Source organism: Brevundimonas naejangsanensis (assembly GCF_000635915.2).
Lineage (GTDB): Bacteria > Pseudomonadota > Alphaproteobacteria > Caulobacterales > Caulobacteraceae > Brevundimonas > Brevundimonas sanguinis.
The window spans coordinates 1285006-1297547 of sequence record NZ_CP015614.1 but is presented as its reverse complement, the minus strand read 5'-3'; the positions used below and the strand labels follow the sequence as shown (position 1 = coordinate 1297547).

Genomic DNA, 12542 nt, shown 5'->3' with positions numbered 1-12542 from the left:
GGGCTTATGGCCTCAAGTACCCGCGAAGGGGGTAGGCCCACTCAACAGGGCCTCAAGTAGCGCGAAGCGCGGTAGGCCCACTAAACATGAACACAACATAACGGCGAGGCTGGGGGAGCCTTCAGCTTCGCCGGTGCATTGTCCCTCCATCGACAACTCGATGACAGGAGAGACATATGTCGAAGATGTTCAAGGCGGGTTTGGCCGCCACCGCAATGTTCGCCGCCCTGGGTTCCGCCGCCGTGCCGATGAGCGCCGCCGCCATGCCTCAGGCCAACGGCATCACCAACTGCGACGCGCCCGGCGGTCGCCAGCAGGCAGGCGCCGCGATCGGCGCCGTTCTGGGCGGCCTGGCCGGCAGCCAGGTTTCCAAGAATGAGCGCGCGCTTGGCGCGGTGGTCGGCGCCGGCGCCGGCGCCGCGGCGGGCTCCTACATCGGCTGTAACCAGCAACGTGCGCGGTCGGCCAATCAGGCGGGCGCCAACTCCTACCGCGCGACCTCCAATCTGCGCATTCGCACGGGCCCGGGCGCCAACTATCGCCAGACCGGCAGCCTGTCGGCCGGTCAGCCGTTCACCGCCATCGGCTCGCAGGGCGAGTGGGTCCAGATCGCCGGCGGCGGTTGGGTGAACGCCCACTACGTCGCGCCGAACTGATCGATTTTCTCCCCCGCATCGATCAGAGCGAAGGCCGTCCCGAAAGGGGCGGCCTTTACGCCTTATTGGCTGACCCAGAGGATGCGCGCCATCCAGAGAATCTGATCGCGCGCAATGGTGCGTGGAGGATATTCGGGGTTGATCGAGGCCAGCACGATCTCTCGCGCGCCCAATACAGCCGCTTCTTTCGCCAGCGTTTCTCCGCTTCGCGTCCGCAACGCCACGCGGTCGCCTCGCCGAACGTCCGTGGCGTCCAGATCGACAATCACCCGGTCGCCGGGGCGATACAGGGGCGCCATCGAGTCGCCCTCGATCCGCAGGCTGAACAGGCTGTCCTTGCGCGTGGGCAGAGCCGTCTGCTCCCAGCCTTCGGCCAGGGGCAGGCCCGCGTCGTCGAAGAAGCCTTCGTCGCCAGCGCGCGCCAGGCCGAGCAAGGGAATCGGCAGGGCGCGAGGGCCAGCGTCGTCTGCCAGATCCGCGAACTCGCCCAGGCTGAGGCCTGTCGCCTGCAAGACGCGCATCAGGCTTTCGCTGGAGGGCCATCTGGGCCGCGTCGGGGTCCCGGCGCCAAACCGCTTTGAAGGATTGAAGCTGGTGGGATCCAGGCCCGCCCGGCGCGCCAGTCCCGAGGCCGACAGGCCCTCGCGGCGCGCCAGCGCATCAATCGCGTTCCAAATCTGCGTGTGTGACAGGGGCATATGCAACCCTATCATGCCAGGCGGTGTATAGGAATATTAGCCTATTCGGTATCCTGGCCGACGGCTCGACGCTCCTGCCAGGCCAAAAAGGCGCCGACAGCGATTGCGATCATGATGCCATAGGCCGTCATGTTCAGCACGGTGTAGAAGGCGGAAACCGTCGGTTTCATCTTCATGAAAACCATGACGTGGCTGGCCACGGTCAACAGTTGAAGCGCACTGGCCCAAACGGGCCAGGAACGAGGCGACTTCCACACCAAGGCGACGAAAACGCCCAGAACCACCAGATCAATCACGAACATCGGCCACTGGACGCCGGCATAGCCGATGTAGTTCTGGGTCAGGATCGATAAAAACCAAGCAAACAGCATGGTCGCAGCGCCGATCCTCTCGGGGCGCCCGCCCTTGGCGAGTGCGAACAGCCCTATCGCGAGCATGATCGTCATGCCGACGTACTCGGACATGAAGCTGAACATGAAAAACCCCCTCCGCCGTGAGCGAAGGGGGTATCATGTCACCAAAGCGCAGGAAACGCATCCAACACTATGGCTGGATTAGATTAAATTCACGCAACCCGCAGGTGACCCATCGGGCGGTCATCCCACTCGTCGGGCTTGGCCACCGGGCCTGCGGCGTAGACGCCGTAGCCCATGCGGCGGTGATCCTTGGCCATTTCGTTATGGCTGGCGACGATGGCTTCGCGCGCGGCGCTCAGGGCGGCGATGGCTTCCATCGCCTTGGCCTGCGACACCGTTCCGGCCACGGCTGACACGTTGAGCGCGGAGCGGGCGCCGATCATCGACTGCACGAGGGCGGTCGCCTGCACGATCGCGTCGTCGATCGCCTTCTCAGCAGAGTGCAGATCACCGGCGACTGCGGCGATGACTTCGTTACGTTGCATAGCTTACCCCTCATCTAAAGAACGAATGGGCAATAGTTAACATGCATTAACGATCTTCGGTAGTGTTTTGTTTACCATTCTTTACGTTGCGACCGGCTGTCAGACGACGCGGCTCCTCAGGCTGAGGCCGCTTCATCCAGCAGGAAATGCGCCGTCAAACTGGCGATCGGCTGGGCGTGGTTCTCCTGCCAGGCCTCGGCGATGACATAGGCGACGCGGCGTCCGGCGCGGTTGATGCGGGCGCGGGCGAATACGTCGACGGGCTTGCCCGAGCGCAGATAGGCCACCGTTACGTTGATCGGGCGCGGCAGGCGCAGGCCGGGATAGGTCAGAGAGACCTGGGCCATGGCCGTCATCTCCAACAGAGCGGCGGTGGACCCTCCATGCAGGGCAGGCAGAAGCGGGTTGCCGATCAGCTTGTCGTCAAACGGCATGGTGACGGTGACTTCATCGCCGTTCACCTGTGTCTGGAGGCCGAGAAATTGGGCGTAGGGCAGGGAGTCCAGCAGGGCGGCGGTCATGCGGGGTCCTTGGCTCTGCGGGGCTTAAGATTGGCGCCGGTGCGGCTGTCGCCTTCGGCGCTGACCATATAGGCGGACTGGGCGGCCGCGACGGGGTCGGCAGGATCATCCTCGAACGCCCAGGCCCGCACGAAAGCCAGATTGCGCGTCAGGCGATAGCAGCGGGCCTCGGCCAACAGGTCGCGCCCCGGCTGGGCGGCGCGCATGTAGTCGACCCGCAGGTCCAGCGTCGCGATAGGCCGGAAGGCGTCCAGCGCCACCCAGACCGCCAGACCGCCCGCATGGTCCAGCAGGGTGGTGACCAGCCCGCCCGCCAGCACGCCCGTCTCGGGATCGCCGACCAGATCGTGGCGATAGGGCACGCGCATCCGCACCCGATCGCCCTCCAGCCCTTCATAGGCAAAGCCCAGGGCGTGGGTGTGAGCGGCCCCCGAAGCCAGTTGCGGCAGCAGGGTGGTGAGGAACGATTCCGTCATCAAGGCGTCCTGTATAAGCGTCGCCTTTGGTCGCCTGCCCGAGGTTGTCTTGTCCAGCCACACTGTAAACCGATGATGCGTCCTCAGGATCTTTTGCGACCTACGCCCGCAGGCCTTTATTGCCCGCCGGGAGATTTCTATGTCGATCCGGTGCGGCCGGTGGACCGGGCGGTGATCACGCATGGTCATTCGGACCATGCGCGCGCCGGACATGGGACGGTGCTGGCGACGCCCGAGACCCTGGCGATCATGACGGTTCGCTACGGCGCGGATTTCGCAGGGCGCACGCAGGCGGCGGGCTATGGCGAGACTATATCCATCGGCGGCGTCGAGGTGCGGCTGATCCCGGCGGGACACGTTCTGGGCTCGGCGCAGGCGGTCGTCAGTCAGAGCGGCCTGATCATGACGGTGTCAGGCGATTATAAACGCCGCCGCGATCCGACCTGCGCTGCTTTCGAGGCGGCGCCGTGTCATGTCTTCATTTCGGAGGCGACGTTCGGCTTGCCGGTCTTCGTTCATCCGCCGGACACAGAAGAAATCCAGCGGCTTGTGTCGTCTCTGGCGCAGTTTCCCGAGCGGGCGCACCTGGTCGGCGCCTATGCGCTGGGCAAGGCGCAGCGAATCATACGGCTGTTGCGTGAAGCGGGTTGGGAGCGGCCCATCTATGTCCACGGCGCGCTGGAGCGGCTGAACGACCTCTATCAGGCGTCAGGCGTCCCGCTCGGTCCGCTGGCGCCTGCGACGGGGCTGAAGGCCGGAGCCTTGGGCGGGGAGGTGGTCATTGCGCCGCCGTCGGCCATTCAGGATCGCTGGGCGCGCAGGTTCGCCGAGCCGATCGCGGCGTTTGCCTCGGGCTGGATGGGCGTGCGCGCGCGCGCGCGTCAGCGCGGGGTGGAACTGCCGCTGGTGATTTCCGACCATGCCGACTGGCCGGAACTGACGCAGACGTTCGAAGAGATCACGCCGGAAGAAGTTTGGATCACCCACGGCCGGGAGGAAGGCCTGCTGCGTTGGTGCGAACTGAAGGGAATGCGGGCGCGCGCCTTGCGTCTTGTCGGCTATGACGAAGAAGGCGAGGACGAGCAGAACGTGCTGGAGGACTCAGGTTGAGCCGAGGTCAGGCGGCTCCGCGATCCTTGTGTGCAACACTCTCTTCTGCAGGATCCAGAGCCGTGTTCATCGCCAGGCGCAGCCGTTCAGGCTTGATGGGCTTTTCGACCACGGCGGCCATGCCTGCGGCCAGATAGCCCTTGGCGTCGTCCGGATCGGCGTTGGCGGTGAGGGCGATGATGGGGATTTGGCCGGCGGGTCCCGAAAGGGCGCGGATTGCGCGCGTGGCGCCGACGCCGTCCAGGCGCGGCATCTTGATGTCCATCAGGATCAGATCGAACGGCCGTGACTGCACGGCTTCGACAGCTTCCTGGCCGTCCTCGACGGTTTCCGAGGTGCAGCCGAACATTTCGCACAGGGCCTGGGCCACGACGCGGTTGGTCGCATTGTCGTCGGCGATAAGGATGTGCGGCTGGGCCTGCAGGTGCAGATGTTCCAGGTCCGCGACGTTGGATGGCGTTTCCTGCTCCATCAAGGCGATGGGGGCTTCGATTTCAAAGGCGAAGGTGGCGCCCCGACCGGCATTGTGCTCCGCGCGCAACTCGCCGGCCATGTATTGAACCAGACGGCGGCTGACCATCAGTCCCAGGTCGCCGCCCTGTTCGGCCGCGTCGTCGAACCGGGCCGGGTCGGCCGCGCCGTCGTCGCGGACGCGGGCCTCGATCACCACCTGATCGCCTCGAGCGTGAGCCTTCAGGCTGGCTTCGACCATGCCGTGACGCGCATTGCCCAAGGCGGCGCCGATCAGGTTGTTGAACACCTGTTTCAGGCGCTCGGCGTCCAGAATGGCCGCCAGTTCGGTGTCGCCCTCATAGCCGACCATCAGGGTCACGCCGTCCTGGGCGGCGCGCGGAGACCAGTGGGTCTGAAGCTGGTCCATCAAGGTGCGTAGCGGCGTAGGCGCCGGGGACAGCTGCAACTCGCCCGCCTCGGCCCGAGCCAGGTCTAGGGCATCGTGCAGATTGCCTAAGAGGTCTTCGGCCGATTCCATGATGGTGCGCGCGTGCGCCTTGGCCGCTTCATTCAGCGGCTGTCGATGCAGGAGCTCCGCGACGGCCAGCACGCCGTTCATGGAGGTGCTCAGCTCGCGATTGAGCAGGCCCATGAAACGGCTCTTCTCACGGGCGGCGGTCTGCATGGCGTGATCGGCGTCAACGGCGGCGCGGGCCTGCTCTGCCAGCCGCTGGTTTTCATGCCTCTGCTGTTCGTTGACGGCGCGAAGCAGGGCCACGGCCGTGCCGACTCCGCGATAGGCGCCGTTGCGGGTGACGATGAAGCCTCGCATCAGCGCGCCGGGACCGCTTTTCAGGATGATGTCGGCGAAAGCGTCAATGCGAACGCCCGCTTCGACCACCGCCGGTTCCGCGTCCATCAGGTGAGAGACCTCGCGCCCGCCGTACAGGCTGACGCCCAGCGGACCGGCCAGCTTCATCAGGAAGTCGCTGCGTTCGATCAGGCCGACCGGGCGATCTCCGTCCACGACTGCAATCGCCAGGGTGTCCGGCTCCCGCTCGAAACGTGCAAACACCTCTCCTGTCTTGGCAGAAGGGAGTACGGGCTCCGCCCTGTCGGTCAGCACTTCGATGGTCGGCATTCGGCCGGACTCCTACTGAGGCTATTTTACATTCGCTTATGATTGTTTGCTGAACCGTTAAGCCAGCCCCGCAAATGACGGCGGCCGGTTTCTTTTGCGACGCGGACAGGTCTGGTCTATGGGTCTTGACCACCCATCTTCCTGATCCTGGAACGTCCTCTGGATGCGCGCGGCCGACCGGCCGACCGCAGATTTGTCATGAGCGAAATCGACCTTCACCCCGCTGCCTCCGCCCTGATCCTCTTTTCCGGAGGACAGGACAGCGCCACCTGTCTGGCCTGGGCGCTGGAGAGGTTTGAGCGGGTGGAGACTGTCGGCTTTGATTACGGCCAGCGCCACGCGGTCGAGATGGAGGCGCGCCAGGCGGTCCGGCGCGAAGTGACTAAGGCCCTGCCGCAATGGGCGGGCAGGCTGGGCGACGATCATGTGGTCGATCTGACAGGCTTCGGCGCCATCGGCGAGACGGCCATGACCACCGAGCGCGCCATTGAGGCCGACGCGCGCGGCCTACCCAACACCTTTGTTCCGGGGCGGAATCTGATCTTCCTGGTCGCCGCGGCGGCTTTGGCTGACCGGCGGGGGCTGGAAGCCTTGATCGGCGGCATGTGCGAGACGGACTATTCCGGCTATCCCGACTGCCGCAACGACACCATTCAAGCCACGGCCCGCGCCCTGTCGCTGGGCCTGGACAAGCCCGTGCCGGTCGAGACTCCGCTGATGTTCCTGACCAAGGCGCAGACGTGGGAACTGGCCGAGCGGATCGGCGGCCGCGCCCTGGTCGAAGCGATCATCGAGTTCAGCCATACCTGCTATCTGGGCGACCGGACCCGCCGCCACGCCTGGGGCTATGGCTGCGGGACGTGCCCGGCCTGCGAACTGCGCGCGGCGGGCTATGCCGAATGGGCGGCCGCATGACCTATTCGGCCAAGGAAGTCTTTCTGACGGTGCAGGGCGAGGGCGGGCAGGCGGGCCGCCCGGCGGTCTTCCTGCGCTTTGCCGGATGCAATCTGTGGAGCGGGCTGGAGCGGGATCGCGCTGCCGCCGTCTGCACCTTCTGCGACACCGATTTCGTCGGCGTGGACGGCGATGGCGGCGGCAAGTTCAAGACCGCCGATCTGATGGCCGATCATGTCGCCGGGATGTGGCGCGGTCGCCACGGCGACCCCAAGCTGGTGGTCTGCACCGGCGGCGAGCCCTTGATGCAGTTGGACGCGCCGCTGATCGACGCCCTGCATGCGCGCGGTTTCCAGATCGCCATCGAAAGCAACGGCACCATGGCGGCGCCCGTAGGGATCGACTGGATCTGCATCAGCCCCAAGGCCGACGCCCCTGTGGTTCAGACCTCGGGTCAGGAACTGAAGCTGGTCTTTCCTCAGCCGCTGGCCATGCCCGACCGGTTCGAACACCTCGATTTCGAGCATTTCTGGCTTCAGCCGATGGATGGACCGGACCAGGCCGCCAACACGGCCGCCGCCATTGAATACTGCCTGACCCATCCGAAATGGCGTCTCAGCGTCCAGACGCACAAATATATCGGGGTGCGGTAGGCCCTCAGCAGTCCTTGCCGCGCTTCTGTCTCTGTTCGCAGCGGCGTTGCTCACGCTCCCAGGCGCGCTGTTCGCGTTCGCGTTTGGCCTTGGTTTCCTCATCCGAGGTGGTGACGGCGTCGAAGCCTGCACCTACGGCTGCGCCGGTCACCTTGGCCGCGCCGCCGACCACAGCGGCCCCGGCGCCGACGACGGCGCCCGCGACGCAGCCCTGAAGCATCAGGGCGGTGGTCAGGCAGAGGGCGAGGGTAGGTAAGCGCGTGATCATGGGGATAGTCTGCCTGCGCCGGCTGCATCTGTCAGCGTGGAAAAAAGAAAGACCCCGGAGATCGCTCTCCGGGGTCTCTTGCTAGGGTCCGTCCGCTTACCAGCTCCAGGCGTCGCGGACGACTTCGATGATGTAGCCGTCGTAGTCGTCGATCAGATAGATCGCATTGTCGACGTAGACCCACCGCGTGCCGGGAGGCGGATAGCCCAGGCCATAGGTGCGCCAGTCATTCACCTGATAGCGCCAGAAGACGTCCGGCAGGTACTGACCGACGGAGTACTGCCGGTTCCAATAGGTGCGCGGCACGCTGTAGTAGCCGTAGCCCGGTGCGAAATAGAAGCCGACGCGCACGCCGCTCCAGCCCCGGAAGCGGCTGTCGTAGCGCCACCAATCGCTGCGATGACGACGGTCCCAGTCACGGCGCCACTGGTCGCGGTTCCAGCGATTGTGGAACTCGCGATAGTCCCGATCCCGGTTCCAACCTGGACGATCCGGCCGGTGCGGGCGATTGACGTCAGGGCGGCCGGGGCGGTTCCAGTCAGGACGGTTCGGGCGGTTGGCGTCTGGACGATTCGGACGGTTCCAGTCGGGCCGATCGGGACGGTCGGGACGCGTCGCCCCCGGTCGATCAGGACGGTCCGGTCTTTCCGGCCGTTGCGGACGGTCAGGACGATCGGGGCGGCCAGGCTGGTTCGGCTGATTCCAGTCGGGACGGTTGGGACGCTCGGGCCGCTGTCCTTCTGGACGATCCGGGCGGTTGGGCCGTTGATGATCAGGGCGTTGGCCCGAGGGGCGTTCGCCTTCGGGCCGCTGCGGGCGCGGGCCGTCCGGCGTTTGGGGGCGAGGCTGATCGGGACGAGGTTGCACGCTCTGGCGCGGGGTTTCGTGACGCTCGCGCGGCCGCATGGCCATATCGCCGCGATCGCGCTGCGGCGCGGCGCGGCGTTCAGAGCGGCGGGGACCGTCCTCGCGGGTCTGGGCGCGTTCAGGGCGCTCCTGGGCCAGGGCCGACAGGGGGGCTGCGGCGGGCACGAGGAAGGCGGAAACCGCCGCGAACATGAGAAGAGAACGTTTCATGGTCAAAGTCCTCGCACGCCCAGATTGGGCGGCTTGAACGGAAAATAGACGGCTGAGCATGAACTGCGGCTGAACGGCGGTCACAGAGCGTCGTCATGAAAAAGCCCCGCAAGACAAATGCTTGCGGGGCTGACAGACTGCGCAGGTGCGGGTTTAGTAGACGTTGTTCATCACGCTGGCGATCAGGCCCGTGGCGACCGCGATCATCAAGATGTCATTGCCGGCGTGGACGTAGCGGTAACCGCGCGGCGCAGGGCGCAGGCCATAGAAATAGGGGTCGCTGACATAGTAGCTGCGATACGCTGGCGGCAGGTACCCGCCCGTGCGCCAGCGATAACCATAATAACGCGGCTCGACCCGATAGTAGCCGTGGCCCGGCGCATACCAATAGCCGTTGCGCGCGCCGCGATAGTCGCGGAATTCGGGGCGTCCGCGCCACCAGTCGCGGTTGTCGCGGCTCCAGCGGTCGTAGCGGCGCTGCTCCTGGCGCCACTCGCGCTGGTCAGAGCGGCGGTCGTGACGCCACTCGCGACGATCTTGGCGCCATTCGCGACGGTCGTCTCGTCGATCCTGACGCCACTCGCGGCGATCATCCCGGCGATCCTGGCGCCATTCGCGGCGGTCGTGGCGATCCTGGGCCTGCGCCATCATGGGAGCGGCCGTGGTCGCCAGCGCCAGGGCGATGACGGCGGCCTTGGTCAGGCGGTTCATGTTAAACTCCATGCAAAGCGGCGAAACCCTGTCATGAGCCAGCTTCGGCGGCGGCGAATGAACCGCGGCTGAACCGGTCTGTCAGCCTCGCGTCCGCGGGCGCATGGCGCGTTAACTCTAATTTCAAACCGCCGGTATTTGAATGCGGGTCCGAGAGCGGCGCAGAACGTGCTTCTCAGGAGGAAACTAGCGATGAACGCCCATGATACGGCGCGCCAACAGACCGACTACGCGCCCTTGCCCCTGCCCACGCCGGATATGGACGGCGATGCGCTGTTCCGGTTGGGTCTGGCCTATTCGTCCGGCCTGGACGGATGCCCGATCGACCGGGTGTCGGCCCATATGATCTTCAACTTGGCGGCCATGAAGGGTTCGCTTGATGCGAAAGGGTATCGCCGCGACCTCAGCCAGGAGATGGAACACGACGAGATCGCCGAGGCCCAGCGCGCCGCGCGTCGTTGGATCGACGCCGGTTCATCGTCTCTGGCGGCCTGATCTCGAGCTGACCGAGACGGCTTCGGCGTCTGGACCGGGCGGCGGCGGCGGGGTATGCACCCGGCAAGTTCCCCGTCCGAAGGATTCCGTCCATGCTCGCTCGCATCTATCGCCCGGCCAAGACCGCGATGCAGTCCGGCAAGGCCAAGACGCGCGACTGGCGCCTGGAGTTCGAGCCCGCCTCGGCGCGCACGATCGACCCGCTGATGGGCTGGACCAGCTCGACCGACATGAACGGCCAGGTCCGCCTGAGCTTCGACACCAAGGAAGAGGCGATCGAATACGCCGAACGCCACGGCATCGCCTTCCGCCTGCATGAGCCGAACGAGGTGCCGGTCATCATCAAGGCCTACGCCGACAACTTCGCGACCGATCGCAAGCAGTCCTGGACCCACTAAGGTCCGCCGCGGCCCTTGGCGCTCATAGCTCAAGGGGCGGACTGCGCGAGTCTGACGGCTCCAGCGCTGTGTGCGACCGCGGCAGGACGCGCCGCCGCGATGTCTCGCTGCACATATCCATAGAGCTGAGAGCCCAGCCACGCGATCAGGCTGACGACGATGGCGGCTAGCATCCCAAGGCCGTTCGGATGGCCCTCTTGATGGCCTCCGTCTCGCGCTCATGGCTGTCGCCCCCGCACCGGCTAAGTCCCGCCGAAACCCGTCAGATGCCCGTAGGCGCTCAGGGTCGCCCTCTCTAACAGCAGCATCGACGCACGCAGCGTTGGCTTGACGAACGGCGCGGTCGGCATCGGTTCTGTCCTTTGTGACTTGCCCAATCGCGGGGCGACGCCAGCGATCAGATCCAGCTTCTGCGGATGGGCTTCGGAGATGCCGCACCATCCGGCAGGGAAGGGTGCTCAACAAAGCGCGCCGACTTTCGTGGGGAAGCCGCCCTTGTTTTTCGCGCGTTACCTCGCCCATAGTTCACCGAACGGAGAACTTGATGAGCGACATTATTCTTGAGGACAAATCCAGCCAATATGTTGGGCCGGACGGGCGTGTTGATGTCCAAAAGCTGATCAAGGCATATGGTCACGAAGAGCACGCTCTGCGCGCCGACGCCTATTTCGCTAGCGTGTCCGATCCATGGACCCACCACCTGCGCAAGCCCTTTTCCAGCCTGCATGAGACACCGGCCATGCTGGCGAGCTACGGCGTCGTGCTGCAAATGCTTCAGCCTCGCCCTGATCAGGTTGTCGTTGATTTCGGGTGCGGGACTGGCTGGCTGTCTCACGCCATGGCGCTTATGGGGTGCCGCGCGATCGGCCTCGACATTTCAGAAGCCGCTTTGAATATCGCCCGAGATGCGACGGCGGCGCATCCTTATCTCCGCGACCGGCCGGTCACCTTCCTAAGGATCGGCGACGGGAAGATCCCGCTTGAAGACGAGAGCGTTGACCGCCTCGTCTGCTTCGACAGCTTCCACCATGTGGCGGATCAGGCCGTTTGGCTCAGCGAGTTCTACAGGGTGCTGAAGCCGGGCGGTCGCGCGGCTTTCAACGAGCCGGGGCCGAACCATGCGGAAAGCGACACCTCCCAACACGAAATGCGCCAGTTTGGCGTGATCGAGAATAACATTGTCGCGTCGGAAATCCGAGACACCGCCTACGCCCTCGGCTTCACCGACATGAAGATGGCGCTGTTCCAGGACGTGCCAGTGATGGTGTCCTTGGAGGACCACGACTTAGCTATCGAGCAGCGCTCGGACATCATCATGAACCATCTCGGAAAGGCTGTGGCGGAGGGTTGCGTCAATCGTCGGGTCTTCGTGATGGTGAAGCCGGGCGAAGAGGCTCAGGACAGCCGGTATCTCCAGGCCTTCGCCGCCTCAATCTCGGCTGTTGCCCGACCGATCGAGGGCGGTAGTGCGATCAAAGCCGCCCTGACTAACGTGGGCAGCGGCGCATGGCGGCCCTCTGGTGGTGAAGCGGGGTGCGTGAACCTCGGTGTTTCGACGTTCCTGAATGGCAAGCCCTTGTTGGGCGAACCCGAACGCTACATGTTTATCCACGAGCCGGTGTTGCCGGGGCAAACGGTTGAAGTCACCTTCGATATCATGCATCCGCCAGGCGCCGTCATTCGCCTGGACATGGTGTCGGAGCTGGTGGCCTGGTCCTCAATGAACGGCGGGACACCTTGGGAAAGCCGATAGGGGACGCCAGATCTCGTTGCCGTCATCGTCGAGCATCTGGTCGACCAGATCCGGCCGGGCCTTGGACTGGGCGGCGATCTCTTCGCGCGACACCTTCATCGGCTTGCGTGGTGTGTCCACCTTGCGCAGCCCGCCGTTTTCGCCGTCGGTGATGCCCGCCGCGCGCTGGTCCTCCTCCAGCCTTTCGCCGAGGCGGATAAAGGCGTTGTTCAGATCATTCTGGCGCAGGCGTTTGTTTAGGCGATAGGTGCGCTCGATTAGCACCGAGATCGGGTCCACGATGTCCCGCTCGCTGCCCTTGAACGCCTTGACCTCCGGCAAGGCGTTCTTGCCTCCC

At 65.2% G+C, this 12542-nt stretch carries 17 protein-coding genes; 7 read left to right on the top strand and 10 right to left on the bottom strand.

Features of this window, described 5'->3' with window-relative positions:
* Positions 1–176 precede the first annotated feature (176 nt).
* The gene (locus tag DA69_RS06140) at positions 177–656 is read left to right on the top strand and encodes an SH3 domain-containing protein (RefSeq protein WP_025976833.1); all 480 of its coding nucleotides are present in this window, start codon (positions 177–179) and stop codon (positions 654–656) included.
* 62 nt (positions 657–718) lie between these two features.
* Here the strand turns inward: DA69_RS06140 and DA69_RS06135 are convergent, their stop codons facing one another.
* The 5 genes from DA69_RS06135 to DA69_RS06115 form a co-directional block, all read right to left on the bottom strand.
* The gene (locus DA69_RS06135; RefSeq protein WP_025976834.1) at positions 719–1354 is read right to left on the bottom strand and encodes a S24 family peptidase; all 636 of its coding nucleotides are present in this window, start codon (positions 1352–1354) and stop codon (positions 719–721) included.
* 41 nt (positions 1355–1395) lie between these two features.
* Positions 1396–1830 carry a hypothetical protein gene (locus tag DA69_RS06130; RefSeq protein WP_025976835.1) on the bottom strand — a complete coding sequence of 145 codons (435 nt, stop codon included), beginning with the start codon at positions 1828–1830 and terminating at the stop codon, positions 1396–1398.
* 89 nt (positions 1831–1919) lie between these two features.
* Positions 1920–2255, bottom strand: a complete 336-nt coding sequence (locus DA69_RS06125; RefSeq protein WP_003168195.1) for a hypothetical protein — start codon at positions 2253–2255, stop codon at positions 1920–1922.
* A 116-nt stretch (positions 2256–2371) separates the two neighbouring features.
* Positions 2372–2776 (bottom strand): PaaI family thioesterase, encoded by a 405-nt coding sequence (locus DA69_RS06120; protein WP_025976836.1) that lies wholly within the window; start codon positions 2774–2776, stop codon positions 2372–2374.
* Positions 2773–3252: a PaaI family thioesterase gene (locus DA69_RS06115; RefSeq protein ID WP_025976837.1), complete on the bottom strand. Its 480-nt coding sequence runs from the start codon at positions 3250–3252 to the stop codon at positions 2773–2775. Before DA69_RS06115 ends, DA69_RS06120 begins: the two co-directional genes overlap by 4 nt.
* Positions 3253–3324: 72 nt before the next feature.
* On the opposite strand from DA69_RS06115, the gene DA69_RS06110 reads away from it, so the two are divergent.
* Positions 3325–4362, top strand: coding sequence for a ligase-associated DNA damage response exonuclease (locus tag DA69_RS06110; protein ID WP_025976838.1), 1038 nt, complete (start codon positions 3325–3327; stop codon positions 4360–4362).
* A 7-nt stretch (positions 4363–4369) separates the two neighbouring features.
* On the opposite strand, the gene DA69_RS06105 is transcribed toward DA69_RS06110, so the two are convergent.
* Positions 4370–5956, bottom strand: coding sequence for a response regulator (locus tag DA69_RS06105; protein ID WP_025976839.1), 1587 nt, complete (start codon positions 5954–5956; stop codon positions 4370–4372).
* A 198-nt stretch (positions 5957–6154) separates the two neighbouring features.
* Between DA69_RS06105 and queC the strand changes: the two genes are divergently transcribed.
* Together queC and queE are read left to right on the top strand one after the other, a co-directional pair.
* Complete coding sequence (queC, locus tag DA69_RS06100) at positions 6155–6871, top strand: 7-cyano-7-deazaguanine synthase QueC (RefSeq protein ID WP_025976840.1); 717 nt, start codon at positions 6155–6157, stop codon at positions 6869–6871.
* On the top strand, positions 6868–7503 hold the full coding sequence (queE, locus tag DA69_RS06095) for a 7-carboxy-7-deazaguanine synthase (protein WP_025976841.1): 636 nt from the start codon (positions 6868–6870) through the stop codon (positions 7501–7503). Before queC ends, queE begins: the two co-directional genes overlap by 4 nt.
* A 4-nt stretch (positions 7504–7507) precedes the next feature.
* On the opposite strand, the gene DA69_RS06090 is transcribed toward queE, so the two are convergent.
* From DA69_RS06090 to DA69_RS06075, 3 genes are all read right to left on the bottom strand, one after another.
* Positions 7508–7771: a hypothetical protein gene (locus DA69_RS06090; RefSeq protein WP_025976842.1), complete on the bottom strand. Its 264-nt coding sequence runs from the start codon at positions 7769–7771 to the stop codon at positions 7508–7510.
* 96 nt (positions 7772–7867) lie between these two features.
* Positions 7868–8848 carry an RcnB family protein gene (locus DA69_RS14880; RefSeq protein ID WP_235599227.1) on the bottom strand — a complete coding sequence of 327 codons (981 nt, stop codon included), beginning with the start codon at positions 8846–8848 and terminating at the stop codon, positions 7868–7870.
* Positions 8849–9001: 153 nt separating this feature from the next.
* On the bottom strand, positions 9002–9559 hold the full coding sequence (locus tag DA69_RS06075) for an RcnB family protein (protein ID WP_025976845.1): 558 nt from the start codon (positions 9557–9559) through the stop codon (positions 9002–9004).
* A gap of 192 nt (positions 9560–9751) precedes the next feature.
* Between DA69_RS06075 and DA69_RS06070 the strand changes: the two genes are divergently transcribed.
* The 3 genes from DA69_RS06070 to DA69_RS06060 all read left to right on the top strand — a co-directional run bounded on the left by DA69_RS06070 (position 9752) and on the right by DA69_RS06060 (position 12205).
* Complete coding sequence (locus DA69_RS06070) at positions 9752–10054, top strand: hypothetical protein (protein ID WP_025976846.1); 303 nt, start codon at positions 9752–9754, stop codon at positions 10052–10054.
* 92 nt (positions 10055–10146) lie between these two features.
* Entirely contained in the window at positions 10147–10452 is a 306-nt protein-coding gene (locus DA69_RS06065) for an ETC complex I subunit (protein ID WP_025976847.1), read from the top strand.
* Positions 10453–10996: 544 nt separating this feature from the next.
* Positions 10997–12205, top strand: a complete 1209-nt coding sequence (locus tag DA69_RS06060) for a class I SAM-dependent methyltransferase (protein ID WP_025976848.1) — start codon at positions 10997–10999, stop codon at positions 12203–12205.
* Here the strand turns inward: DA69_RS06060 and DA69_RS06055 are convergent.
* Entirely contained in the window at positions 12170–12526 is a 357-nt protein-coding gene (locus DA69_RS06055; protein WP_025976849.1) for a hypothetical protein, read from the bottom strand. The two genes, DA69_RS06060 and DA69_RS06055, sit on opposite strands and share 36 nt — an antisense overlap.
* Between the last annotated feature and the right edge of the window lie 16 nt (positions 12527–12542).

Excerpts from the sequence above, each read along its gene's own strand:
- DA69_RS06110 (WP_025976838.1), top strand. The coding sequence starts at position 3,325 with ATGATGCGTCCTCAGGATCTTTTGCGACCTACGCCCGCAGGCCTTTAT.
- queE (WP_025976841.1), top strand. The coding sequence starts at position 6,868 with ATGACCTATTCGGCCAAGGAAGTCTTTCTGACGGTGCAGGGCGAGGGC.
- DA69_RS06070 (WP_025976846.1), top strand. The coding sequence starts at position 9,752 with ATGAACGCCCATGATACGGCGCGCCAACAGACCGACTACGCGCCCTTG.
- DA69_RS14880 (WP_235599227.1), bottom strand. The coding sequence starts at position 8,848 with ATGAAACGTTCTCTTCTCATGTTCGCGGCGGTTTCCGCCTTCCTCGTG.
- queC (WP_025976840.1), top strand. The coding sequence starts at position 6,155 with ATGAGCGAAATCGACCTTCACCCCGCTGCCTCCGCCCTGATCCTCTTT.
- DA69_RS06065 (WP_025976847.1), top strand. The coding sequence starts at position 10,147 with ATGCTCGCTCGCATCTATCGCCCGGCCAAGACCGCGATGCAGTCCGGC.
- DA69_RS06140 (WP_025976833.1), top strand. The coding sequence starts at position 177 with ATGTCGAAGATGTTCAAGGCGGGTTTGGCCGCCACCGCAATGTTCGCC.
- DA69_RS06060 (WP_025976848.1), top strand. The coding sequence starts at position 10,997 with ATGAGCGACATTATTCTTGAGGACAAATCCAGCCAATATGTTGGGCCG.
- DA69_RS06130 (WP_025976835.1), bottom strand. The coding sequence starts at position 1,830 with ATGTTCAGCTTCATGTCCGAGTACGTCGGCATGACGATCATGCTCGCG.
- DA69_RS06105 (WP_025976839.1), bottom strand. The coding sequence starts at position 5,956 with ATGCCGACCATCGAAGTGCTGACCGACAGGGCGGAGCCCGTACTCCCT.
- DA69_RS06090 (WP_025976842.1), bottom strand. The coding sequence starts at position 7,771 with ATGATCACGCGCTTACCTACCCTCGCCCTCTGCCTGACCACCGCCCTG.
- DA69_RS06120 (WP_025976836.1), bottom strand. The coding sequence starts at position 2,776 with ATGACCGCCGCCCTGCTGGACTCCCTGCCCTACGCCCAATTTCTCGGC.
- DA69_RS06115 (WP_025976837.1), bottom strand. The coding sequence starts at position 3,252 with ATGACGGAATCGTTCCTCACCACCCTGCTGCCGCAACTGGCTTCGGGG.
- DA69_RS06135 (WP_025976834.1), bottom strand. The coding sequence starts at position 1,354 with ATGCCCCTGTCACACACGCAGATTTGGAACGCGATTGATGCGCTGGCG.
- DA69_RS06075 (WP_025976845.1), bottom strand. The coding sequence starts at position 9,559 with ATGAACCGCCTGACCAAGGCCGCCGTCATCGCCCTGGCGCTGGCGACC.
- DA69_RS06125 (WP_003168195.1), bottom strand. The coding sequence starts at position 2,255 with ATGCAACGTAACGAAGTCATCGCCGCAGTCGCCGGTGATCTGCACTCT.